At 71.2% G+C, this 23,121-nt stretch carries 20 protein-coding genes; 6 read left to right on the top strand and 14 right to left on the bottom strand.

Going from position 1 to position 23,121, the window contains the following annotated elements; all coding sequences use genetic code 11:
- Positions 1–102: 102 nt before the first annotated feature.
- The 4 genes from OO60_RS05335 to OO60_RS47365 form a co-directional block, all read right to left on the bottom strand.
- On the bottom strand, positions 103–1,446 hold the full coding sequence (locus OO60_RS05335; RefSeq protein ID WP_004559768.1) for a sensor histidine kinase: 1,344 nt from the start codon (positions 1,444–1,446) through the stop codon (positions 103–105).
- Positions 1,443–2,114 (bottom strand): response regulator transcription factor, encoded by a 672-nt coding sequence (locus OO60_RS05330; RefSeq protein ID WP_033260853.1) that lies wholly within the window; start codon positions 2,112–2,114, stop codon positions 1,443–1,445. The genes OO60_RS05335 and OO60_RS05330 overlap by 4 nt, the downstream gene beginning before the upstream one ends.
- 71 nt (positions 2,115–2,185) lie before the next feature.
- On the bottom strand, positions 2,186–2,827 hold the full coding sequence (locus OO60_RS05325; protein WP_004559766.1) for a hypothetical protein: 642 nt from the start codon (positions 2,825–2,827) through the stop codon (positions 2,186–2,188).
- 144 nt (positions 2,828–2,971) lie between these two features.
- Positions 2,972–4,756: a hypothetical protein gene (locus tag OO60_RS47365; RefSeq protein ID WP_063749374.1), complete on the bottom strand. Its 1,785-nt coding sequence runs from the start codon at positions 4,754–4,756 to the stop codon at positions 2,972–2,974.
- A gap of 297 nt (positions 4,757–5,053) precedes the next feature.
- Here OO60_RS47365 and OO60_RS44910 point away from each other — a divergent pair, with 297 nt between their 5' ends.
- Positions 5,054–6,061: an HAF repeat-containing protein gene (locus OO60_RS44910; protein ID WP_004559765.1), complete on the top strand. Its 1,008-nt coding sequence runs from the start codon at positions 5,054–5,056 to the stop codon at positions 6,059–6,061.
- A 66-nt stretch (positions 6,062–6,127) separates the two neighbouring features.
- The gene (locus OO60_RS46330; RefSeq protein WP_155849029.1) at positions 6,128–6,310 is read left to right on the top strand and encodes a hypothetical protein; all 183 of its coding nucleotides are present in this window, start codon (positions 6,128–6,130) and stop codon (positions 6,308–6,310) included.
- A gap of 130 nt (positions 6,311–6,440) precedes the next feature.
- On the opposite strand, the gene OO60_RS05310 is transcribed toward OO60_RS46330, so the two are convergent.
- The 5 genes from OO60_RS05310 to OO60_RS05290 form a co-directional block, all read right to left on the bottom strand.
- Positions 6,441–7,187, bottom strand: a complete 747-nt coding sequence (locus tag OO60_RS05310) for an SDR family NAD(P)-dependent oxidoreductase (protein ID WP_004559764.1) — start codon at positions 7,185–7,187, stop codon at positions 6,441–6,443.
- A complete protein-coding gene (gene kce, locus OO60_RS05305) occupies positions 7,184–8,104 on the bottom strand; it encodes a 3,5-dioxohexanoate:acetyl-CoA acetone transferase (protein WP_004559763.1) in 921 nt (306 codons plus the stop codon). The genes OO60_RS05310 and kce overlap by 4 nt, the downstream gene beginning before the upstream one ends.
- Before the next feature lie 117 nt (positions 8,105–8,221).
- Positions 8,222–8,992 carry an HpcH/HpaI aldolase family protein gene (locus tag OO60_RS05300; RefSeq protein ID WP_033260852.1) on the bottom strand — a complete coding sequence of 257 codons (771 nt, stop codon included), beginning with the start codon at positions 8,990–8,992 and terminating at the stop codon, positions 8,222–8,224.
- Complete coding sequence (locus OO60_RS05295) at positions 8,989–9,852, bottom strand: cupin domain-containing protein (RefSeq protein ID WP_003082480.1); 864 nt, start codon at positions 9,850–9,852, stop codon at positions 8,989–8,991. The genes OO60_RS05300 and OO60_RS05295 overlap by 4 nt, the downstream gene beginning before the upstream one ends.
- A gap of 12 nt (positions 9,853–9,864) precedes the next feature.
- Complete coding sequence (locus tag OO60_RS05290) at positions 9,865–10,755, bottom strand: DUF6282 family protein (RefSeq protein ID WP_003082481.1); 891 nt, start codon at positions 10,753–10,755, stop codon at positions 9,865–9,867.
- A gap of 149 nt (positions 10,756–10,904) precedes the next feature.
- Here OO60_RS05290 and OO60_RS05285 point away from each other — a divergent pair, with 149 nt between their 5' ends.
- Positions 10,905–12,266, top strand: coding sequence for an MFS transporter (locus OO60_RS05285; protein ID WP_003082484.1), 1,362 nt, complete (start codon positions 10,905–10,907; stop codon positions 12,264–12,266).
- A 126-nt stretch (positions 12,267–12,392) separates the two neighbouring features.
- Here the strand turns inward: OO60_RS05285 and OO60_RS05280 are convergent, their stop codons facing one another.
- Positions 12,393–13,184, bottom strand: a complete 792-nt coding sequence (locus tag OO60_RS05280) for an IclR family transcriptional regulator (protein WP_003082487.1) — start codon at positions 13,182–13,184, stop codon at positions 12,393–12,395.
- Positions 13,185–13,297: 113 nt separating this feature from the next.
- Positions 13,298–13,918: a TetR/AcrR family transcriptional regulator gene (locus OO60_RS05275; RefSeq protein ID WP_003082490.1), complete on the bottom strand. Its 621-nt coding sequence runs from the start codon at positions 13,916–13,918 to the stop codon at positions 13,298–13,300.
- Positions 13,919–13,994: 76 nt separating this feature from the next.
- Between OO60_RS05275 and OO60_RS05270 the strand changes: the two genes are divergently transcribed.
- Positions 13,995–14,705 (top strand): alpha/beta fold hydrolase, encoded by a 711-nt coding sequence (locus OO60_RS05270; protein WP_003082492.1) that lies wholly within the window; start codon positions 13,995–13,997, stop codon positions 14,703–14,705.
- Between the two features lie 70 nt (positions 14,706–14,775).
- Here the strand turns inward: OO60_RS05270 and OO60_RS05265 are convergent, their stop codons facing one another.
- Positions 14,776–15,123, bottom strand: a complete 348-nt coding sequence (locus OO60_RS05265; protein ID WP_240490691.1) for a TraR/DksA family transcriptional regulator — start codon at positions 15,121–15,123, stop codon at positions 14,776–14,778.
- 123 nt (positions 15,124–15,246) lie between these two features.
- Positions 15,247–16,326: a helix-turn-helix domain-containing protein gene (locus OO60_RS05260; RefSeq protein ID WP_033260851.1), complete on the bottom strand. Its 1,080-nt coding sequence runs from the start codon at positions 16,324–16,326 to the stop codon at positions 15,247–15,249.
- A gap of 203 nt (positions 16,327–16,529) precedes the next feature.
- Here OO60_RS05260 and OO60_RS05255 point away from each other — a divergent pair, with 203 nt between their 5' ends.
- Together OO60_RS05255 and OO60_RS05250 are read left to right on the top strand one after the other, a co-directional pair.
- Positions 16,530–18,821 (top strand): ATP-binding protein, encoded by a 2,292-nt coding sequence (locus tag OO60_RS05255; protein WP_240490921.1) that lies wholly within the window; start codon positions 16,530–16,532, stop codon positions 18,819–18,821.
- 136 nt (positions 18,822–18,957) lie between these two features.
- Positions 18,958–20,148, top strand: a complete 1,191-nt coding sequence (locus OO60_RS05250; RefSeq protein ID WP_033260850.1) for a serine/threonine-protein kinase — start codon at positions 18,958–18,960, stop codon at positions 20,146–20,148.
- Between the two features lie 76 nt (positions 20,149–20,224).
- Here the strand turns inward: OO60_RS05250 and OO60_RS05245 are convergent, their stop codons facing one another.
- Positions 20,225–22,843, bottom strand: coding sequence for an ATP-binding protein (locus OO60_RS05245; RefSeq protein WP_155849061.1), 2,619 nt, complete (start codon positions 22,841–22,843; stop codon positions 20,225–20,227).
- Positions 22,844–23,121 lie beyond the last annotated feature (278 nt).

The following is a 23,121-nucleotide window of genomic DNA, read 5'->3' as shown; positions in this document are numbered from 1 at the left end:
GTGAAGTTCGCGAGTTGTTCGGTTCGCGGTCCGGCGGCGTGACACTTTCCGGTGACCCGGGGTCGAACGCGTCCAGCGGAGTGCTCACCACGTCGGTCGCGCTCAGCCGGGCACGACCGGCAGGCGGAACCGCATGCGCAGGCCGTGGTCCAGCGGTTCGGCGGCGACCTGCCCGCCGTGGGTCTCCACCACCTGGCGCACGATCGCCAGCCCCAGCCCGGACCCGGGCATCGACCGGGCCTGGGTGGAGCGGTAGAACCGGTCGAACACGAACGGCAGGTCGGCCGCGGAGATACCGGGGCCTTCATCGGTGACCGCGAACTCGCCGTCGGCCACGGTGATCGTGATCTCGCCGTCGGGTGGGCTCCACTTCACCGCGTTGTCCACGAGATTGCCGATGGCCCGTTCGATCGCGTCCGGGTCGACGTGCACGAGGCACGGGGTCAGGGCGGACGTGAACCGAGGGGCCGAGGTTCGCGTGGCGGCCTTGGCGATCACGGTCTTCGCCACCAGGTCGAGCCGGGTGTCCTCGGTGCGGGCGGTGTTCTTGCCGTACCGGGCGAGGTCGACCAGGTTGTTGATCAACGACCGCAGTTCCCGTGCCTGGCCGATCGCGTCCTGCACGAGCGCCGGGGCCTCCGGCGCGCGCAGGCCGTCGCCGTCGGCGAGCAGTTCGAGGTTGGTGGTGAGGCTGGTCAACGGGGTGCGCAGCTCGTGTGAGGCGTCGGCGACCAGTTGCCGCTGCGCCCGCATCGACGCGTCCAAAGCCGTTGTCATGGCGGCGAAAGCCTGACCGAGGTGGCCGATCTCGTCACGTCCGGTCAGGTGGTCGACGGGCGCGGTCAGGTCGTGGGTCGCGGTGATGTGCTCGACGGTCCGGGTGAGCTGCCGGACCGGCCGCAGCACGCGGCGCGCCGCCAGCCGCGCGGTCACCGCGGCCACCAGACCGCCGCCGAGGGTCAGCGCGACCAGCAACGCCGCCAGCGAGGCCAGAATGGCGGTCTGGTCGTCTTGCCGGTGGGCGACCCGCATCAGCCCACCCGGCGGCTTGCCCATCCCGGAGGTGAGGAGGCGGTACTCGACGCCGTGGTAGGTCGTGTCCTGGAAGTACGGGGGCTGCGTGCCGCCGGCGACGTCCGCGTCCCGTGGGGTGATCTCGACGAAGGCCCGGTTCGAGCCGGGATACACCGGGCCGCTGACGAACTGGACCAGCATGCTGCCCAGTTCGACCGGCTCGTCGATGGGGATCTTGTCGCCGGACTCGGCGACCTTCTGCTTGAGCTGGCGGGCGAGGGAATCACCCTCGCTGATGCTCTGCTTCAGCGACGCGTCGACCTGCTGGCGCATGATCGACCGCACGGCCGGGTAGACCACCAACGACGCCACGGCGAGCGCCAGCAGCACGACGACGCCACCCGCGAGGCCGACCCTGGTGCGCAAGGTCATGGTTCTTCCCGCAACACGTATCCCAGGCCGCGCACGGTCTGGATCAGCCGGGGCTCACCGGCGGATTCCAGTTTCCCGCGCAGGTAGGAGATGTAGACCCACAACTGGTTGGACGCGGGTCCGAAGTCATAGCCCCACACCGACTCGAAGATCAGCTCGCGGCTCAGCACACGCTGGGGGTTGCGCAGGAACAACTCCAGCAGCGAGTACTCGGTGCGAGTCAGCTCGATCGCCCGGCCGCTGCGCTGCACCCGGCAGGTGGTGGTGTCCATCTCGATGCCGGCGAACCGCAGCACCTCCTGGACCGCGCCGCTGCGCCGCAGCAGGGCTCGCAGCCGTGCCCGCAGCTCGTCCAGCGCGAACGGCTTGACGAGGTAGTCGTCGGCGCCCGCGTCCAGCCCGGCGACGCGGTCCTCGACCAGGTCACGCGCGGTGAGCATGAGAATCGGCGTCTGGTCGCCACGGCGGCGCAGCCGCCGGCAGATCTCGAGGCCGTTCGGTTCGGGAACCAGCACGTCCAGCACGATCACCTCGGGTCGCGACCGGCCGAGCTCGTCCAGCGCCTGCACGCCGTCGGCCGCGAGGGACACCTGATAGCCGTCCCGGCGCAGCGCATGCTCCAGCGAGCGGCGGACGGCCTCGTCGTCATCGACCACCAGTACCCGCACACGCCCAGTATGGAGCACAACGCGGTGTCCGGACCGGCCGTCGGCCGGCCCGGACACGCCGGCGGAGAGGATCACTTCCCGCTCGGCACCCCATCCTTGGGCTTTCCGCCCTCCTTCTCGGCGAACTCCTCCTTCACCTTGCGCAGCGCGTCCAGCAGCCGCTGCGGGGTGGTCCCCAGGCCCTTGGCGATGGCGATGAACACCGGATCCTTCGTGACGTCGTCGCCCTTGCCGCCGACCTTGTCGAGGTCCTTGAACACCTGCCGGGCCCGGTCCTCGCTGATCTTCAGCTCGGCGGCCAGCAGCTTGACCACCTCGACCGGAACGCCCGCCTCCTTGCCGGGTCCGGGTTTGCCGGGTCCGGGTGTGCCGGACAGTGCCTCCAGCACCTTCTCCGCACGGGCGACCGTGATCCCCAGTTCCTCGGCGAACGCGGCGATGGCCGTGGCCTTGCCGGTCCCGTTGACCACAGCGCGTTTCAGGTTTTCCAAGGCGGTGGTCAGCTGCTTGACCGTCACGTGCAAGCTCGCGGCGACTTTGGCGAGCTGCTGGTCGTTCTTCCTGCCACCGTCCTTCTTGCCGTCGTCCTTCTTACCGTCGGGCCGTGCCGACGACGGAGCTGCCGGAGCCGCTGCCGACGCGGCGGCCGCGCCGGTCACTGCCGTCAGGCCGGCCACGATGGCAGCGGCGACAAGTCCGGTCCGAATCCCCATGTGCGTCCTCGCTCGATGCTGGGCACCGGCCCATCCGGTGCCGCCGCCCCCCACCACACCAACTGCACTTCAGCGGGACTTTCAGCCAACTTTGGAATCACCTAAGGAACGTCGTCGCCGGGTTCGGCAGGGCAGTGCCCGGGTCTACCAACGGCTCGGTTTCCGGTAGGCGAGCCCGAGCTTCTCGGCTCCGTCCTGGGTACCGCCGATGATTTCCGCAGTGGTCTTCGGGTCGGCTTCCCGGATGGACTCGACGATCTCCGCGGCCGTGGCCACCGGATCCCGATCGCGAACGTCGACGACGAGACCGAACTGTACCGATGGTTCGTCGAACGGAGTCCTTCGAGCCGGGTAGCCGAATGTCAGGCGTGCGGTGTCGAAATCCCTCATCCATGCGGTACACCAGCCGGGACGGCAGTTCCACCGGCCGAGGATCGCCGGGTCTGCGCGGAACTGCTCGGCCACGAGCCGGGCGACCGTCCGGGCCGGCCATTCCCAGCTGTGGTCTTGCTCAGCCCGGGTGATCTCCCGGTCGTACTCGGCCGCGTCGAATCGGGTCTCCAGCGAATGGTCGCCGGGCAGCAAGGAGCGCCAGGTCTTCCAGATCACCTCTGGCCCTTCGCGCGTGATCGTGACGTACAGCGCCCCGCAGCAGCCCTCGGTGCAATACGCCTCAGCGAGCCTGACCTCCTGGGGATCGCTCGTTGCGCGTAGCTGCCCGCTGTGGACCAGCTGGTCCGGGCTCCCGGCGGGCCCCTTGTCGAAGGCGTTCGCGACCACCGGCATCCCGTCGATCACGATCCTCGCCTCGACCACCGGAAAGCCGACCGGGTGCGGATCGGGCACGACGACTCGGATGACGAACCGTCCCTCCGGCACACCACCCTTGGCGCTCTCCGCGATGACCCACGCTGCGCGCCTGGCCTCGACCGGATCACCGGACCGCGCGTTGCGGCGCAGGGTTTCCATCCACGGCCGAGAGGACAGCACGCTGCCGATTTGTTCGATGAGGCGGCCACGTGACTCGCCCGCCACCGGGGCGGCCGGGCCGGTGCGCAGGTCCTCGGCGACCGTGGCCAGCAGCGCGGCCCGGCCGAGGGTGGGCGGCCGCCGGTCGGCGAGGGCAACCCAGTGCCGGTAGGCGTCCAGCGCGCCCGGGTAGCGGCCGATCTCGGACCGGTAGTTGCGGGTGCTGGTCATCGCGAGCAGGAGGTTCCCCGCTTGGTCCCACAGCGCATCGTCGACGGGTTGCCCGCTGAGCAGCTCGGCCAGCCCGTGCGCTTCGCTGATCGTCCGCGCGAGGTCGCTGGACAGCAGTTCCCGTGGGGTGGACCGGACCCAGCCCCGGATGACGGGATCCCGGTTGCCGATCAGTGGCTTCACGGCGCGGAGCCGGGAACGGTGCCGTGATCGCTCAGCCAGCCAGATCACGTCCTGCTCCGCGCCGGGGATCTGCGTGAGTGCTTCCAGGGCGAGGTGGTCCGCGAAGCGCAACCGCCCGATGACCTTCAACAGGGGAACGTCGCGCTGTTCGGCGTGGCCGGCCAGCAGGCTCAATCCGACTGTGACGGCCCGCCAAGCCGTGCCGTTGCCGACCAGCCACCGGGCGACCTCCACCAGTTGCGAGGACGGCTCCGGTGCCACCTCCCTGATCCAGGCCGCATACCCGGGGTTGATCGGCAGCCGGGCGCACAAGTCATGCAAATCCCAGGCCGGCAACGACGGGCTGGCAACGATGTCGCGCAGAGCAGCCGTCAGGGCCGGCTTCCGCTCTTCGTCGGGTACCTCGGGCCGGCCGCCGCCGCTATCAGGGAACGGATGCCCACCGTCGGGCAGCGGATCGTCCGGGGTGAGCCGGTGCAGCCGCTGTGCGTGCTCGAACAACGAAACCGGGCGGTCGAGCGCACTGCGCTCGCTGGACACGCTCACCGGCCGAGTACGGACTCGATTCTCTTCGACATACCCGGAACGATACCTGCGCGGCGGTCCATCCGGCCGCACGGGTCAACGATGCCGGCATCGTCCGGCCGTCGTGGTCTCACCGGCCCTTCCCTCGGGAGAGCTCCTCTCGTGTAACCCCTTCCCGTATCTGTTTTGGAGAACCCGAATATGGGAGGTTTCGGAGGAATGAAGACACATCCGAGGCAAGGAAGATCGGGCAGCGGGTCGCCGGCAACCCGCCGACGGGCGGCCGGTGTTGTCGCGGCCGTCATCCTGGGCGCCGCGATGACGCTGGTCAACAGCGTTCCGTCGTGGGCGGCCGGCGCGACCGCGATGATCGATCTGGGGACTCTTCCCGGGGATGTCCTCAGTGCGGCTCAGGGGATCAACAACGACGGCACGGTCATCGGCGCCTCGGAGAGCGCTTCCGGCGCGCTCCACGCCGTACGGTGGAACAGCCGCGGCGCCATCCTGGAATTGCCGACCGTGCCCGGTGACACGTCCAGTCTCCCCAACGCGATCAACGACGCCGGTACGATCGTGGGCCAGTCGGGCGCCGTCCCCACCTCGCCCGCCGCGGTCCGGTGGGACCACGGCACGGCGGTGACCAAGCTGGCGGTGATACCCGGATTTCCGGCCAGCGTGGCGTTCGGGATCAACAACCGTGGTGTGATCGTCGGCTTCGCCGTCAACTCGGCCAACCAGGCCGTGGCCGTGCGCTGGAACCCCGACGGCAAGGTCGCGCTGTTGCCGCCCCTTCCCGGCGACACGTTCAGCCAGGCCCTGGGCATCAACGACGACGGCTCGATCGTCGGCGATTCCGCCTCCGCGCTCGGCGTCGGTGTGCACGCCGTGCGCTGGGGGCGCGACGGTTCGCCGGTCGATCTCGGGGTCCTGCCCGGCGACATCGACAGCGAGGCGTTGCTGATCAACAATCGCGGCACGGTCATGGGGATCGGCGTCACCACGAACACCCAGTTCTCCGCGGTGCGCTGGAATCGCGACGGTGCCATGATCCGGCTCCAAACCCCGCCCGGGTACGCCAACGGCGAGCCCGGCGGGCTCAACAACCGGGGCGCGATGGTCGGCGTGGTGCTCTCCGGCGACCGCCAGAAGGCCGCCGCGGTGAGCTGGAACCCCACGGGATCGGTCACGGCCATCGCCGTGCCGGCCGGCGACGACTACTCGGGGGCGAGTGGCATCAATGACCACGGCACCATCGCCGGGTTCGCCGGGCCGTCCGGAGGCACCACCCACGCGGTCGAGTGGCGCATGCCCGGCAGCGGTACGTGACCAGCCGGGGCGGCCATCAGTCAGGAGCTCCATCCCGCTACCACCCTCGAAAAGGAGGACTGTCCTGTGCGTAAAGCAGCACTGGCCACACTTCGGCACGGCTGGCGGCCGTCACGGCTGATCAGCCTCTCGGCCGCAGTGGTCCTGGCCACCGCCGTCGCGACCGTGCCCAGCCCGGACGGGATCCAGGGCACCGGTCACCACGCGTCCGTTCCGCAAGCCGCGACAGCCATCGAGTACGGCCTTTGACCCGTCGCGATCAACCAGCCGGTTTGGGGGCGGCTCGTCCCGCACGTGGCCGTCCCCGGCCGGCAGGAGCACCGCCGATGCGCGCGGCAGCCGTTCGCCCACCGGCGAACGGCTGTCCGCTGCGAACCGGTCAGGCCGTGAAGCCGCCGTCCACCGGAAGGACTACTCCGCTGAGGTGGCCGGCCCGGTCGCTCAGCAGGAACGCCGCCGCCGAGCCGACTTCCGTGCCCGTGCCCGCCTTGCGCAACGGTGTCGCCGCGATGCGGGCTTCCACGCCGCCCGGGATCGTGCGGCGCAGCTCGGCCAGCATCGGGGTCTCCGTCGGGCCCGGGGCGAGCGCGTTTACCCGGATGCCCAGTGGTCCGAAGTCGTGGGCGGCCGTGCGGGTCAGGCCGATCACCGCGTGCTTCGTCGCCTGGTAGGCGCCCATGCCCGGGCTGCCCCGCAGGCCGCCGATGCTGCTCACGTTCACGATCGACCCGGAGCCCCGGCCCTCCATCGCCGCGACCTCGGCACGCAGGCACAGCCAGGTGCCTTTCACGTTCACCGCCATGATCCGGTCGAAGTCCGCTTCGGACACCCGGTCGAGCCGCCCGCCGCCGCCCATCGCCGCGTTGTTGAACGCCCCGTCCAGGCGGCCGAAGCGTGAGACCGTCGCCGACACGAAACCGTCCACATCGGACGCTGAAGAGACGTCGCCCGTCGTGTACGCGACGTCGTAGTCCGAAAGCTCGGCAGCCAGTTTGGCCAGCGGCTCTTCGTGCCGGGCCACCAGCATCACCGAAGCGCCGTCCGAAGCGAACACCCGCGCCGCGTCCGCGCCGATGCCCGAGCTGGCCCCGACGACCAGGACGACCTTCCCCGTCAGCAAGCTCATGCGTTCCCTCCACGAAGTGCCAGCATCGCGCGCGCGTCGGCGGGTGTGGCGATGGGTTTCCCGAGATCTTCCACCACCGCCCGGATCTTGCGGACCTGCTGGGCGTTGCTCTCCGCGAGCTTCCCCCTGCCGATCCACAGGCTGTCCTCCAGGCCGACCCGCACGTGCCCGCCTAGCCATGCGCTGTGCGTGCCGAAGCTCATCTGGTCGCGGCCGGCGGCGAACGCCGAAAACACGTAGTCGTCGCCGAAGAGCTTGTCCGCGATCCGCACCATGTGCTCGAGGTTCGCGTGGTCGGCGCCGATGCCGCCGAGGACGCCGAACACGCCCTGGATCAGCAACGGCGGTTTCGCCAGGCCGAGCTCGGCGAAGTACGCCAGCGAGTACAGGTGCCCGATGTCGTAGCACTCGTACTCGAACCGGGTCCCGGACTCACCGAGCGTCCGCAGCGTGTGCTCGATCTTGTCGAACGTGTTCACGAACGGCTTCGAGTAGGTGTTGAGCACGTACGGCTTTTCCCAGTCGTGCTTCCACTCTTTCACCTTCTCGGCGATGCCGGAGTAGACGAAGTTCATCGACCCCATGTTCATCGACGCGAGCTCGGGCCGCAGCCGGTAGGCGGCCGCGAGCCGTTCGTCCATCGTCATCGAGGACGCGCCGCCGGTGGTGATGTTGATGACGGCGTCGGTCTCGGCGGTGATCCGCCCGGCGATCTTCTCGAACACGCCGGGATCGGGCGTGGGCCGCCCGTCCGGCTCCCGGGCGTGCAGGTGCACGACGGCCGACCCGGCTTCGACGGCCGCCAAGGCCGCGTCGGCCACCTCGTCGGCGGACAGCGGCAGGTACGGGCTTTGCGACGGGACGTTCACCGAGCCCGTGATCGCGGTGGTGATGATGACCTGTTCGGCCGTGCGCATCAGTTCTCCTTCCGGTGGGCGTACGTCGCGAATGACTCATTGGGGACTTCCGGCGTCCCGAATGAGTCATTCGCGACCCTTGGCCGAGCCGAGCGGGGATCGGCCGCAGGGAGTGCGTCATGCGGTCGCGTCCCGGAACGCCCGGACCAGGCCGCGGGCGGCCTCGGCCAGCATCGTCGTGTCGTTGCTGAGCAGGACGAAGCCGCAGCCGTCGCGCACCGCCTGCGCGGCCTTCTCCGGCACCCCGCCGAACGCCAGCCCGCAGCGCTTCCCGGCGGCGTGCGCGGCCGCGATCGCCGAGGCGATGAGGTCGAGCACGTCCGGCGACGCGGGCGTCGAGCCCATCGACATCGACAGGTCGGCCGCGCCGACGAACACCGCGTCCACCGTGTCGAGTGCGAGCATCTCCGGCGCGGCCTTGACCGCCTCGACGCTTTCCAGCTGCGGGATGCACAGCACGTCGTCGTTGCCCGCCGCCCGGTACTCGGCGTTCGGCCGCAGCCCCCACGCCCCGGCCCGGCTGGTGCCGCCGGCGCCGCGGACGCCGTGGGGCGGGAACCGGCACGCCCGCCCGACCGCCGCCGCCTCCTCGACCGTGTCCACATGGGGCACGAGGATGCCCATCGCCCCGGCGTCGAGGACCTTCTGGATCGTCGACGGCGTCTTGTCCGGCACCCGGACGATCGGCGTCACGCCCAGCGCCGCGGCCGTGGTGATCAGCCGGTAGGCGGTCACCAGGTCGAGGGGAGCGTGCTCCAGGTCGACGACCACGAAGTCGAATCCGGCGAACGCCATGATCTCGGCCGGCTCGGTCGAGGCGATCTTCAGCCACGTGCCCACGGGGGTGTGCGAGCGGGTGAACAGCCCGCCCCCGGTCCGCCCGCTCACGGCATCGGGTAGTCGTCGGCGTTCAGGACCCAGCCGGGTTTCTCCGAGAAGTCCAGGCGCGGCGGGCTGAAGATGTCGATCAGCTGGTTCACGCCCGGGCTGCTCGCTTCGGACGTGTGCACGGTCGGCGGCGGGATGATCGTCACCGACGGGCTCCCGATCCGCACGTGCTCGTCCTCGCGCCAGGCGGTGCGGTCCGGTAGCCACGGCGTGCGGATGTGGTGCACGTATTCCCCTTGCACCGCCAGGGAAAGCTGCTCGAAGTCGTCGTGGTGGTGCGGGGAAAGCCGGTGCGGGTCACGCGGCCCCTCCTGCGGCGGCAGGAAGTTCACCATGAACGACCGCGTCCGGAAGATCCGCCCGAACCGCTTCGGATCGTCCGGCACCTCGGACAACGGGTAGCAGCGGACACGCGGTTCCGCGGGTTCCGGCCAGCGTTCCAGCAGCCTGACGCGCGGGTGGTCCTCGGCGTACGCGTCGGCGTTGGCGACGCGCTCTCGCCACGCCGGTTCGGTCGCCTCGACCAGCCGGACCAGCGGGCCGTCGCCGTGGACGCTGATCCGCGACGCGCCCGGGGGGACCACGACGAGCCCGGGTTCGGTGATCCGGGTGGTGCCCTCGCCGGTCAGCACGGTGAAGGCGGGGGAGGCGTCCGTGACGACGATCGCCAGCTCGCCGTCCAGGGTGCCGTTGTCGAGGTCGTCGCCGTCGCGGGCGTCGGTGTGGACGAGGATGACGTTCTGGGCGCGCACGACCGGGGTCTCCCACAGGTCGAGGTACTGCGCGGGCGCGATCGCGGCGCCGCTGTCGGGGCGGGCCGCGGTGGCCAGGCCGGAGCGAGGATCGTCCTTTTCGTACACGGTCGCGTCCTTTCAGGCGTCGAGGTTCAGCAGGTACGCCGGGTTGTCCCGGACCATCCGCCGCAGGTCCTTCTCCGGCAGCCCGAGGTCGAGCAGCGCCTCGCCGACGCGCAGCCAGGCGTCCACCGGCTTGGGGTTGGCCTGCTGGCCGAAGTCCGAGGCCAGCACGGTGTGCTCGGGGCCGAGCGTTTCGATCCAGGTCAGCAGCTGCTTCGGATCCCATTTCTGGGTGCCTTCGGGGTCGTACATGCCGACCTCGTGCTCGATGAACGCGCCGAGCTCGATCAGCTCGCGGCACAGGGCCGGATCGGCGCCGATGACGAAGTCCGGGTGGCTGACGACCATCCGCTTCAGGCCGCGCTCGTGGGCCTCCTGGAACAGCGTCTTGATGTACTCGGGGTACATGTGCCCGCCGTTGAGGACGGCCTGCTGCTCTTTGATCTCGTCGAGGATCTCGATCGCTTCGGGCTTGAGGGCGCCTTCGCCGTCGACGATGTCGATGCGCTCGAGCGTCAGCGGGACGGTGGTGGTCGGGAAGGCGCCGTCCTCGGGGTGGCAGTCGAGGTGCCGTCCGGAGGAGATGGTCGGGAACCAGACGACCTTGCCGCCCATGCGCAGGGTCATGCGCACGGCGTGGACGTTGAGCCCGCCGACCGTGCTGTTGAGCGCGATGCCGCCGAAGACCTGCGCCTCGACCTCGGCGAGCCGGTCCGTCATCGCGAGGACGTCCATCTGGGTGTTGTGGTGGTGGGACTTGGCGACCATGGCGCGCATCCCGATCCGGGCCCCGTCCCGCGCGGCTTCGACGTGGTCGAACCGCCGGGGGAACGGGCTGGGGCCGGAGTGGACGTGCATGTCGGCCAGGCCGTCCAGGACGGCGGCGATGGCGGGGCGCGGGCTCATGGGCGGCCTTCCGTTCGCATTATGAAGTCAAAGTTCACTATAAGACCGACTGTCAACCCTGCGACCGCTCTTGTGTCTCGACGGGCGCATATTTAGAGTGTCTGACGTTCACTTCGTGAACATTCAGTTCGGAGCAACGGAGGACGACGATGTCCACACCGCCCAGCGCCGCAGGGACGGCCGCCCGACCCGGTACCCCGCACGGCCCGGACGCGGCCAAGGTGCGCGCCGCGATCCGCGGCGGGACGCTCGCCTACTTCGTCGACCAGTTCGACATCTACCTGCCGATCGTCGTGCTGGCCCCGGCCGCGGCGTACTTCCAGGCGGCCAACCTGAGCGCGAGCACGACCGCGCTGCTGGCGTCCCTGGTGTTCGCGTCGACGCTGATCGGCCGCCCGCTCGGCGCGATCGTCTTCGGCCACTTCGCCGACACGGTCGGGCGCAAGCGGACGACGCTGGTCGCGGTCGGCGGGTTCGGCCTCATCACGCTGCTGACCGCGTGCCTGCCCGGACACGAGACGATCGGGATGTGGTCGGTCGGCATCCTCATCGCCCTGCGGTTCGTGGACGGGATCTTCCTCGGCGGGGAGTACACGACGGCGGTTCCGCTGGCGATGGAGTGGAGCCCGAAGCACAAGCGCGGCCTCTACGCCTCGATCATCACGTCGACCTCGCCCGCCGCGTACGCGGTGATCGCCGCGATCACGCTGCTGATGCTGCAGCTGCTGCCGTCCGCCGGCCTGCACAGCGCGTACGTCCAGTGGGGCTGGCGGATCCCGTTCTTCGTCGGGGCGGCGCTGGCGGCCGTGCTGTTCCGCTACTACCGCAAGCAGGTCCACGAGCCGCCGGCCCGGCTGACCGGCGAGAAGCACAAGCTGCCGTTCCTCCGGCTGCTGAAGAAGTACCCGCGGGCGCTGGGCCAGGTGTTCGTCCTGATGACCGGCACGTGGCTCGCGACCAACATGGAAGCCGCCGTGACGCCCGCGCAGCTGAAGGCCCACCTGGACCTGTCGAGCAAGGAGGTCACCGCGACCATGCTCGTCATCAACGCGGCCGCCGCGCTGTCCTACCCGGTGTTCGGGGTGCTGTCCCAGCGCATCGGCCGCCGGCGGTTCTACATCGGCTACGGCCTGTCGATGGTCGTGCTCGGCGCGGGGTCCTACACGCTGCTGATGGCCTCGAACGGCGGCTTCGGCGCGGCGCTCGGTTTCGGCGTGCTCATCGGGGTGTTCACGGTCGGCACGTTCGGCCCGATCGCGGCGTACCTGACCGAGCGGTTCCCGGCGAGCATCCGCTCGACCGGCTACGGCGTCGGCTACAGCCTCGCGCTGATCGCCCCGGCGTTCTACCAGTTCTACCTGCAGCGGTTCGACGGGATCATGCCCGCGCACCTGGCCCCGGGCGTGCTGATCGTGCTGGCCGGCCTGCTGATCAGCCTCGGCGGTTTCCTCGGCCCGGAGACCAAGGACGTCGACATGTCCGACGACAGCACGATCCCCGCCCTGTCCTGAACGCGCCCTGTCCTGAATGGACGCAGCCGGCCGGGGCTCGCGCAGGCGGGCCCCGGCGCCGGGTGCCGCGAATGACTCATTCGGGACCTCGGACGTCCCGAATGAGTCATTCGCGACGTTCGGACCCTACCCCGCCCGCTGGATGTCGTCGGGACGGTAGTGGCCGCCCAGCTCGTGGGTGAGCTCGCGCGCGGTGTCGACCACGACCCGCAGCTCCGGCGTGTCGTCGCCCATCGACAGGGTGTTGTCCGGGCCCACGATGGCGATCGTGGCGCAGATGCCGTACTCGTCGAAGACCGGCGCGGCCACCGCGACGATGCCGGGCGTACTCATCGCGGAGCAGTGGCCGGCCGCGCGCACGCGTTCGACGTCGGCGCGCAGCTCGTCGCGCGCCGGGCCGGACAGGGTGCCGATCAGGCGTTCCATCGACAGCTGGTCGGCGTGGTAGGCGAGGAAGACCTTGCTCTGCGCGGTGTCCAGCGGCAGGTGGCTGCCGACCCGCACCGACACGATGACGATGGTCGAGGCGTTCTCCTCGACCCGCGAGACGACCGGGCCGGTGAGCCCCCAGAGGCTGAGCACGACGCTGGTCTGCGTGGCGCGCGAGAGCGCCTGCATGTGCCGCGGCGCGAGGTTGACGACCCGGCGGTGCCCGATCGCGAACGCGCCGAGCTGCAGCAGCAGCCCGCCGGGCAGGTAACCGCCGTCGGCGTTGCGTTCCAGCAGGCCGGCCGCGACGAGCGAGGTGCAGTAGCGGTACGCCGTGGTGCGGTTGAGGCCGAGCCGTTCGGCGACCTCCCCGGCGGTCACCTCGGGGGTCGCCGGGTCGAACAGCGAGAGGATCTGGCTGACCCGGCTCACCGCCTGGATGTCCGCCTGGTCCGCGCGGGCCTCCGGGGACCGCGTCGGTTTGGTCACGGGTGCCTCCGCCGGAAGTCTGGAATCACTGTTCACTTCGTGAACACGGAGCTCAGGCTACACGGACCGGAGGGAATGGCCGCCGAAGCCGGAGTGACCTCGGGCGTGAGCGGTCAGTCAGCCGGGCGGAGAAGGGCCGTCCGCAAGGATTCGAGCAGCCATCCTTCGGCCTTGTCGAGGGACCAGTTGTTGTCGTCGGTGAGCATGAAGTACGCCGCGTTGCTGAGGTGGAACCACAGGGTGTCGGTGGCCGATTCGGCGTCGACCCGGTCGCGAAGCGCAGCCAGCTCGGCCAGGCGTCGCGCGGTGAGGTTCAGGCCGGTGCGGAGGCTGGCGTGGGCGGCACGCAGGGCCCGGGCCGCGGCCGGGTCGTGGGGTGCGGTGCCGGTGATCACGCGCATGAGGTCCCGGGCGTTCTCGAACCGGACGCGCGTGGCGTGGGTGATGAAGCGGAGCAACTCGTCGGCGTCGTCGAAGGCGGAGATGCGGGCGTAGGTCTCGTCGACGTCCGGCGCGGTGGTCCTGGCTTCGATGATCGCGGTGAGCAGGCCCTGCTTCCCCCCGACGACGGCGTACACGGAGGCGGGGGCGACGCGGGCGGCCGTGGCGATGTCGTCGACCGTCGTCGCGAAGTACCCCTTGGCGACGAACAGTTCCCGGGCGGCGTCGTGGATGGCCTGGCGGGTCGCTGCGGCGTATTCGGCTCGCCTGCCGCCGGTGTTCCTGGTGGGCACCGTGGTAGCGTAGCTCTCGATTCACTGGAGTGTGACTCCAGCGAATGAAGGGCCACTTTAGTCGGAGGGGGATTCGGTGGACTACGTCTTCGTGCCGGGCGCGTGGCACGGCGGGTGGGCCTGGCACCCGGTGGCGCGGCGGATCGCCGGCGCGGGGCACCGGGCCGTCGCCCTGACGATGCCCGACATGTCGGCGGGGGACGACCCGCGCGAGGTGCGGTTGGCGGACGCCGTGGCGTACCTGGTCGCCGAGGTCGAGCGGCGGGACCTGACCGACGTCGTGCTGGTGGGTCACAGCTGGGGTGGCATCCCGATCGCCGGTGCCGCCCGGAGGCTGGGCGAGCGGCTGGGCGCCATCGCGATGGTCAGCGCGTTCGTGCCGCGGGCGGGGGAGTCGATGGCCGAAGCCATGGGGCCGGAGGTCGGCGCCTACGTCCGCGCAACGATCGAGGGGGCGCCGAACTTCGCCTTCGAGCTGGACTTCGCCGCGTTCCGCGAGTCGCTCATGCAGGACGAGCCCGAGCAGGTGCAGCGGCTCGTCCACGAACTGCTGGTGCCCCAGCCGGGCGCCTACATGCTCGACGCCCTCGCCGAGGTCGGTTTCGCGGGCCTCGACGTGCCGATGACGTACCTCCTCGCCGAGCGCGACCAGGCGCTCGCCCTCCCCGGCGCGGACCTGGCCGCCCGGCTCGGCGTCGAGCCGGTACTGGTGCCGGGAACGCACGAGGCGATCATCACGCACGCCGACGACGTCGCGAAGGCACTCCTGGCGCAGCCGGAGAGGTGAGCACCGGACCGCCGAGAACGGTCAGTGCGGCACAGAGCACCCGCGCGTCCAATTCGGACAGTCGGGGCCGTCACCTCCGGTTCGCGCAGGCGATGCAGATCCGCGTGGCCGGCAGGGCGAGCAGCCGGTCCTCCGCGATCGGACCGCCACAGCGTTCGCAGACCTCGTAGACACCGGCTCCCACCCGTTCGGCGGCCTTCCCGAGGGCCGCGAGGTCGTCCTGCGCCTGCCGCAGCAAGGCCTGGACCTGAGCCCGCTCGAAGGCGATGGTCGCGCCTTCGGGGTCGTGTTCGTCGTCGCCGCTGTCGAACTGCGACGCCGCCACGATGTCGTCGCGTTGCCGCGCCAACGCCGTGGCCAGCCGCTCGGTCTCGGCGCGGGCCCGCCCGATCGACTCCGCCGCGACGCGCTTCTCCACGCTTCCGACGATACGCCTGGCGATCATTGGCCTCCGCTGTCGAGTGCCCAAACCCGGTCCGCGGCGCGGATGTGAGACCTGCCGAGCCGGAGCTCCGGAACGCTCCGGCGCAGCCAACCACCATCAAGCGCTTCGTACGCACGAGGCGGCCTCGCCGGCCAGCACTCGCTCGGCGCGCAACGCGATGCGCAGGTTCAGCCGTTCTCCGGGGTCGTCCAAGGCGGCGCCGAAGAGGGCGCGCAGCCGGTGGAGCCGGTGGCGTGCCGTCTGGGGGTGGATGCCCAGGCGGGCTGCGACTTCGGGTGCGCCGCCGCGGGCGTCGAGGACGGCGCCGAGCGTTTCGGCCAGCTTGCCGCGCCGGTTCGCGGGCAGCCCGGACAGCGGTTCCAGGCTGCGCGTGGCGAGGGCGCCGGTCAGCAGCTCATCGGCAGCCAGCCAGTGGGTGGTCAGGTGGTCGGCCCAGCGGAGGACACCGGTGCCGGGCAGGATGCCACGGCTTCGCAGCTCCCACGCCCGTCGCGCCCAGCGCAGCGACGTGGCCGCCTCGGCCGGCGGGACGGCCGGTCCGGTCGCCGCCGGCCCGGGGCCCAGCAGGCGGGCCGGGTCGGCGTTCGCCGGGAGCAGCAGGCAGGGTGGCTCGGCGGTGAAGTCGGCGAGCAGCCCCGCGCCGAACGGTGCGGTGCGCGCCCCGGGCGCCACGACCACGGCCACCACCCGTTCGGGTGGGCTCCACTTCGCACGCGCGGCCAGGTCGGTCCACGGCCGGCCCGCCAGCAGCTCGTGCAGCAGTTCGCGGCGCAGGTCGGTGGCCGGCAGCGTGCGTGCGGCCCGGAAGGCATCGGTGGACAGGCGGATGAGCACGTCGACACACCGGAGCAGGGCGTCCACGCCGGTGGTGATGACGCTCGGGTGCGCCCGGCGGCCCAGCTCGGCCACGACGGGCAGCGCGCACCGGCCGCCCGCCTGGTACGCGCGGGAGAGGCGGTCGAGGTCGCTGCCCGCCGCGGCGCCGGCCCGGCGGAAGGCGTCCGCGGAGGTGCCGGCCGGTGCCGTCCGGGCGCCCCTCAGCAGCGCGGCCACGAACTCTGCGGCACCCGCGTCGAACAGCGCGGCCTGCTCGGGGACGGCGTGCCGGATACCGGCGACGACCGCTCGGGCGATCACCGCCTCGGCGCCATCGGGCAGGGGCTGGGGGACGGTCATCGTCGACCTCCGGAGCGGGCGGGCATCGCTGGCGCGCCGAGTCTGGCCGGGGAGCGCCGCCGGCCGCGTCGGGGAAAACACGTATCCGCGGCGCATGGACGGCCGTGGGCCGATCGGCGCACCGTGCTGGGCCACATGGACACCGGTGCCGCGACCGATCAAGATGGGGCCGGAGAGCAGGGCGGGTGATGGACGAAAACGGCGTGAGCGCGCGACGGGACCTCACGAGCTACGTGGGCCGCGCCGAGGACGAAGCCCGGCTGCGGCGCCTCCTCGGCGAGGCGCGCCTGGTCACGCTGACCGGCCCCGGCGGCGTGGGCAAGACGCGGCTCGCCGGCCGGGTCGCCAGCTCGATGACCCGGGTGTTCCCCGGCGGCGTGGCCGTGGCCGGCCTCGCCGGGCTGCACGAGGGCAGCATGGTCACCCGCACGCTCGCTGACGGCCTCGGCCTGCACGACACGCCCGCCCGGACCGCCCGGGACGCCCTGCTGGCCCACCTGCGCGACCGGCGAGTGCTCGTGGTGCTGGACAACTGCGAACACCTCGCCGCCGACTGCGCCGAATTGGCCGCCGAGCTGCTGCGAGCGTGCCCGGACCTGGTGATCCTGGCGACCAGCCGGTGTTCGCTGGGGGTCGCGGGCGAGCGGGTCGTGCCGATCGCGCCCTTGGCCGTGCCGCCGTCGAGTGCGCGGACCGTCGAGGACGCCATCGCCTACGACGCGGTGCGGCTGTTCACCGACCGGGCGGCCGAGGTGCTGCCGTCGTTCCGGCTTGCCGGGGAGGACGTGGCGGCCGTGGTTCGGTTGTGCCGGCAGCTCGAGGGCCTGCCGCTGGCCGTCGAGCTGGCCGCGGCGCGCATCCGCGCGCTCTCACCCGGCCAGATCGCCGACCGGATGAGCGACAGCCTCGCGCTGCTGACCACCGGTGCGAGGTCGCTGCCCGAGCGCCACCGCAGCTTGCGCGCGACCATCGACGGGAGCCACGCGCTGTGCACGGGTGTCGAACGCGCCGCGTGGGAGTGCTGCTCGGTGTTCGCGGGTGCGTTCGACCTGGCGGCCGCCGAGGACGTCTGCGCGGTCCCGGGGCTCGCCGGGTTCGCGGTGCTGGACGCCATCGACGGCCTGGTCGACAAGTCGGTGCTGCTGCGCGTCGACGGCGCGACCGGCGTCCGGTACCGGATGCTGGAGGCCCTGCGGGAGTTCGGTCAGGAACGGCTGGTCGCCACCGGGGCCGCCGGCGTGGTGGCCCGGCGGCACCGCGACCACCACGCCCGGCTGCTCGAGCAGGCCGACGCCGAATGGTTCGGCCCCCGGCGCGAGGACTGGTTCGCCCGCTTGTCCGACCGGCACGCGGACGTCCGCGCCGCACTGACCTGGTCCCTGCGCGAACCCGGCGAGGCCGTGGTCGCGCTGCGGATGGCGAGCGGCGTGATCGAGTACTGGATAGCCCGGGGCGCCGCGGGGGAGATCCGGGAGTGGCTCGACCGGGCGCTCGCCCTCGCCGGCGAAGGCACCCCTGGGTGGGCGACGGCGCAGGCCCGGGCGGCCCTGTGCGCCGCTCTCCACTCCGACCTGGACGGCGCCCGGCAACGGCTGGCGCTCGCCGAGACCATCGGCGACGACGACGCGGTACCCGCCATCTGCCACGTGCGGGCCTTCGTGGCCTTGCTCGCGGTCGAGCCGCACGCGCTGGAGAACGCCGCCGAAGCCGTGCGGATCTTCGGCGCTCGGGGCGCCGTCCGCCAGCAGCTGCACCCGATGTTCATCGCGGCGGTGGCCACGGCGTTCCGCCGCGACCTCGCCGGTGCCCGGCGGCTGCTCGCGGAAATGGTGCAGCTGTGCGAAGCGGCGCGCGACGAGTGGTACCGGTCGATGGCCCTGTTCGGGTTGGGCACGGTCGAGATCTTCTTCGGCGGTGACCTCGGTACCGGGGAACGCGCGATGCGCGACGCGCTGCGGATCGACCTGCGGGTGCCCGACGTGCTGTCGGCCGCGTACCGGGTGGACGGGCTGGCGTGGGCGTCGGCCAAACGCGGAGACTGGCCGGCCGCGGCGAGGTTGTTCGGCACCGCGGCGACGTTGTGGGACCGGTGTGGGGCGGAGCCGGACATCGCCGTGTCGCTGGCCCACCGGGAGCTGCTCGCGGCCACTCGCGGCGCACTCGGCGACGCGCGGTTCGAGGAGGCGTTCGCCGAGGGGCGCAGGCGGAACCCGCACGACCTCCTCGCGACACCGGTGCCGGCGAGGCCCGAGGAGCCTGCCGCGGACGCGGTGCTGCCGCCGCTGACCCGGCGCGAGTCGGAGATCGCCAGGCTGGTGGCGATCGGGCTGAGCAACCGCGAGATCGCCGTCCGCCTGGTCATCGCCCAGCGGACCGCGGAAACCCACCTCCAGCACATCCTGAACAAACTGGACTTCGCGAATCGGACACAGGTCGCCGTCTGGGTGAACGAGCGGCTCGTCACCCGGACGGCACCTGGCACCGGGCTGCGGTGACCATCGGATCCGGCGTGGTCGGCGGCAGGCGCGTCGGGGAAAACACGTAACGCGGTCAGGGACCGAACCCGCGTTTGCGGGGGCCTTCGTGGCGGGTACCGGAGGGAAGACGCCGAGCCGGATGGGGGCCTGCCCGATGACGAACGAGCTGCCGGACGTGATCGCCGGGAGGTACGAGACCGGGGCGCTGATCGGCCGGGGAGCAACCGCCGGGGTCTACCGCGCCCTCGACCGGGAGCTCGGGCGCGAGGTAGCCGTCAAGGTCTACGACGGCAACGTGCCGGCCGTGGAGCAGCAGCGCCGGGCGCGGGAGAGAAGGTCGCTGGCCAGTGTCCGGCACACCGGGGTCGTCGCGTTGTTCGACAACGGCACCGAGGGCGACCGGCCGTACCTGGTGATGCAGCTGGTCGACGGGGAGAACCTCGCCGAGCGGCTGTGCGCCGGACCGTTCACCGCGGCGGAAGTGACCGAGCTGGCGATGCGGCTGGCGGACGCGCTGGCCCACGTCCACGCCCGGCAGATCGTGCACCGCGACCTGAAGCCGGCGAACGTCCTGCTCGGGCCCGGCGGCCCGGTGATCACCGACTTCGGCATCGCGCACGAGCTGGACTCCACCCGGATCACCGGCACCGGCCTGGTCACCGGTACGGCCGCCTACCTGGCACCGGAGCAGATCCTGGGGGAGCCGGCCGGGCCACCGGCCGACATCTACGCCCTCGGTCTGATCCTGCTGGAGTGCCTGACCGCGCGGCTCGAGTTCCCCGGCACCCTGGCGGAGTCGGCGACGGCCCGGCTGCACCGGGCGCCGCGCGTTCCCGACGGCACACCTGACCCGCTCGCCGAGGCGCTGACCCGGATGACAGCCCGCGAACCCGCAGACCGCCCGAGTGCCGAGGAGGTTTCGCGGCTGCTGAGCGGACTTCCGGCCACGGCGGTGCGACCCGCCGCGCCGGCGCCCGGACGGCGGCGCGTGGTGGCTGCGGCCGGCGGCTTGGTGACCGTGGCCGCGGCGGCGGTGCTCGCAGCGGTACTCACCAGGCCGGCCGCTCCCGGGACCACGCCGGCGCCGCTGCCCGCGGCGGCTCCGCCGACCAGCTCCATCGTGGTTCCTCGTTCGGTCACACTGGCCCCCGCATCGGCAGTCGTGGTGGCCACCTCGCGAGCCGCCGCGCCGGCGGGCTCGGCCGACGCGGGCCACGCGAAGCCCGGATCGGCGAAGCCGGGTGCCGATCCGCTGCCGCCCGGCGGCGGCCCGGCGAAGCGGGGCGATCCGCGCCCGAACGCGGGGAAGGCCGCGGGACCGGCAGGGACACCGGGGAAGCGGTGACCGCGGAGGGCCATCGCCAACCTCCGGAACCGCAGCCCGAAGCGCAGCTGAGCCGGCGACAACTCGGCCCGGCCCGCTATGCGGGGAAGTCGCCGTGCGCGGTCGTGGGCGGCTGACCAGCGTGAGATCGGTTACCGGTGATGCTTTCCGGAAGCCGCGAAAGCGTGGAGAACAGCTCCCTGGGTGAGTGCAACAGGTGCGGGTTGGCGCGCAGGACGCGCATGGCCTCGGTGGTGGGCACCCAGCAGGTGATCCGGCCGTCGACCTTGACGAGCACGAACGAACTGGTGCAGACGGCGACCTCGTCCTGGGCTTGGCACGCTTCGAGCAACCGGGCGATCGCGTTGGCTTCTTGTTCGCTGGGCCCGGCGCCTGCGGTGTTGTGGTTGAGGTGGATGTCGCGACCTTGGACCACTGAGCCGTTCACCGTGCCGCCCAGGTGGTTGGCCACCGCGGCCGCCACCAGCCGGCCCAGCTCTTCCCCGCCTCGGGAATTCTTCTGCGTGACGAACAGGCGTTGGAACCAAGACCCGTGCTGGGGTACGTCGCCCGAAATGACGTCGAATCCGGCGACTTGCAACAGATCGACCAGGGCGTCCCGGACCTGCTGGCCGTCGTCGCCGGACGTGTGGACCGTGACCTCTTCTTCTGCGTCGCCCGGCGCGGAGTGGTGGAGGGCTTCGACCTGGCGTTGCGTGTCGTCGGCCTCGGCCGCCCGGCCTTGGTCGGTGAAGAGCTTGAGGGCCTCGGTCCAGTACCGCCGGGCCGTGTGGTAGTCACCGACGCCGGCGTGGATTTCGCCGAGGTTGCGCAGGGTGTCGGCGACTTGGTAGTGGTCATGCAGGTCGCGGCGCAGTTGCAGAGCTTCGCGGTAGAGCGTGAGGGCTTGGGAATATTCGCCTGAGTGGTGGGCGAGGTAGCCCAGGGTGTCCAGCGTATCGGCCTCGCCGGCGCGGTCGGGGTGGTAGCGGTGCAACTCCTGTGCCGCTCTGCAGTGGTCGAGAGCTTGGTCGAAATGGCCGAGCTGGGCGGCGTATCGGGCGACGGCGTTGAGGACCTCCGCTTCGGCGAGGCCGTCACCCAGAGAGCGGACGCGGTCGAGAGCCTGAAGGGCGTGGTCGAGAGCTCGTTCGCGGTCACCTTGGCGTTCGAGGATCATGGCCAGCGTCCGGTGGGTTTCGGCTTGGTCGGCGGCCGCGGCCGGATCGGCCAGCCCGAGGCATCGCTGCGCGAGATCGAGAGCTTCGGTGTGCTGCCCGGCGCGGGAACAGGCATCGCCGAGCCGGCGGAGGGCGAGGACGAGCGGAGCCGGGTCGCCGAGGTGCTCGGCTGCCGCGAGCGCCGTCCGCCAGCTTGCGAGCCGGTCGTCCAGGCTGCCCTTGCGCCGGAGGTAAGTGTCCATGGCGACGGCCAGCTGCCAGACTGCGTTGTACCGGCCCGAGGTGGCGGCCATCCGTTGCACCGCGAGCAAGCAGATGTGCTCGGTGTCGAACCACGTCAGTGCCTCGGCCGCGTCCGCCGGGGTGAGGGGAATGGCTCCGGGCACGAGTTGACCGAGTTCCAGGCGGTTTTTGCGCTGCGACAGCTGCTGGTTCGCGTCTTTCGCCGTGTGCAGGTAGAAATCGATCACCCTGTCCCGCGCGTCCGACTGATCGGCCTCGCCGTCGACCGAACGGACGAGCTCGAGGGCGTAGGTGCGAACCAAATCGTGCAACGCGTACCGATCGGGCGTCCGGCGTTCGACGAGATGGGCACCTTCCAGAGCCGCCAGAGCGCGGCGGGTTTCGTCGATGCTCCGGTGGTTCAGGGTGGCAGCGGCGTTCAACCCGAAGTCCGGTCCGGGCGCCAGGCTCATCAGCCGGAAGGGGCGTGCGACGTCGTCGGGAAGGGCTCGGTAGGACCAGGACAACACCGAATACAGGCTCGTATCCGGGTCCAGGTCGTCGAATTCGAGGACGGCAGTGCGAATCTGGGCGGCGATGTCGGCCAGTGCCAGTTGAGGGTGTGCTTGTGCCCGTCCGCCGAGAAGCGTCAGGGCCAGCGGGAGCCCGGCGCCTGCGCGGACGAGTTCGTCGATTGCCCCCGGCTCGGCCGCGGCACGCTCGGCTCCGACAAGGTGTGCCAGCAAGGACCGCGATTCCGGCTCCGGGAGCGTGTCCAGTTTCAGCCGGCTCCCACCGTAGCGGGCGGTCAGTTCGGGGAGGAACCCGCGACTGGTCACCATGACGGTGCACGAGGCGGTTCCCGGCAGCAGCGGCATGACCTGACTGGAGTCTCCTGCGTCGTCCAGGATGATCAGCATCCGCTTGTCCGCGATCAGGGACCGATACAGGCGTGCTTGGCCGCCGGGGTCCTCCGGGACCCGATTCGGGGCCGTGCCCAAGGCGTCGAGAAACCCACGTAGGACAGTGCCGGGCGGCAACGGCTCGCCGGGCGAGTAACCTCTTAGATTGGCGTACAACACTCCGTCGGGAAACCGATCAATTCGCCGCCACGCCCATTCGATGGCCAGCAGTGTCTTGCCGACGCCCGGCATGCCGGTGATCACCACGATCGGCCAGTCAGGGCTACCGCCGGCCGATTGCCTGTCCAACGAGGCAAGTTGCGCTTCCCGCCCGGAAAAAGCCCGGGAGCGGGCAGGCAGCTGTATCGGGACGAAAGGACCTGGCTTGGGCGTCACCGGTTCGTGTTGCATGGCATTCTCCCTCCCGTCGCTCGACCACTATGGCATCGACGAGGCACCGGCGTCGTTTTCCGGCGCTGCGATTCTGTGGCAGAGCCGATCGGTTCGGCGGAGTGGCAGTTCAGTTCAGGAGGTGAGGACACGCAACAGGAAGAACGCGGCTGTCTTCGCCACCGGGGGCCGACCACACCGCCGAGCCCGCGGCTCTCGGTGGCTGTGTCGGGTTCGTCCGCCGGACGGTCCTTGCCGGTCTTGCCTGGACGAGTTGGATCCGGCCGAGGCCGCACGCT

This window comes from Amycolatopsis vancoresmycina, from assembly GCF_000716785.1.
GTDB lineage: Bacteria > Actinomycetota > Actinomycetes > Mycobacteriales > Pseudonocardiaceae > Amycolatopsis > Amycolatopsis vancoresmycina.
Note: the sequence above shows the minus strand (reverse complement) of the source record. Positions and strands in the feature narration are given on the sequence as shown.

What these genes read in the sequence shown, in the direction of transcription:
- OO60_RS05335 (WP_004559768.1), bottom strand. Translation starts at nt 1,446, where the DNA reads ATGACCTTGCGCACCAGGGTCGGCCTCGCGGGTGGCGTCGTCGTGCTG.
- OO60_RS05325 (WP_004559766.1), bottom strand. Translation starts at nt 2,827, where the DNA reads ATGGGGATTCGGACCGGACTTGTCGCCGCTGCCATCGTGGCCGGCCTG.
- OO60_RS44910 (WP_004559765.1), top strand. Translation starts at nt 5,054, where the DNA reads ATGACGCTGGTCAACAGCGTTCCGTCGTGGGCGGCCGGCGCGACCGCG.
- OO60_RS05310 (WP_004559764.1), bottom strand. Translation starts at nt 7,187, where the DNA reads ATGAGCTTGCTGACGGGGAAGGTCGTCCTGGTCGTCGGGGCCAGCTCG.
- kce (WP_004559763.1), bottom strand. Translation starts at nt 8,104, where the DNA reads ATGCGCACGGCCGAACAGGTCATCATCACCACCGCGATCACGGGCTCG.
- OO60_RS05290 (WP_003082481.1), bottom strand. Translation starts at nt 10,755, where the DNA reads ATGAGCCCGCGCCCCGCCATCGCCGCCGTCCTGGACGGCCTGGCCGAC.
- OO60_RS05285 (WP_003082484.1), top strand. Translation starts at nt 10,905, where the DNA reads ATGTCCACACCGCCCAGCGCCGCAGGGACGGCCGCCCGACCCGGTACC.
- OO60_RS05260 (WP_033260851.1), bottom strand. Translation starts at nt 16,326, where the DNA reads ATGACCGTCCCCCAGCCCCTGCCCGATGGCGCCGAGGCGGTGATCGCC.
- OO60_RS05250 (WP_033260850.1), top strand. Translation starts at nt 18,958, where the DNA reads ATGACGAACGAGCTGCCGGACGTGATCGCCGGGAGGTACGAGACCGGG.
- OO60_RS05245 (WP_155849061.1), bottom strand. Translation starts at nt 22,843, where the DNA reads ATGCAACACGAACCGGTGACGCCCAAGCCAGGTCCTTTCGTCCCGATA.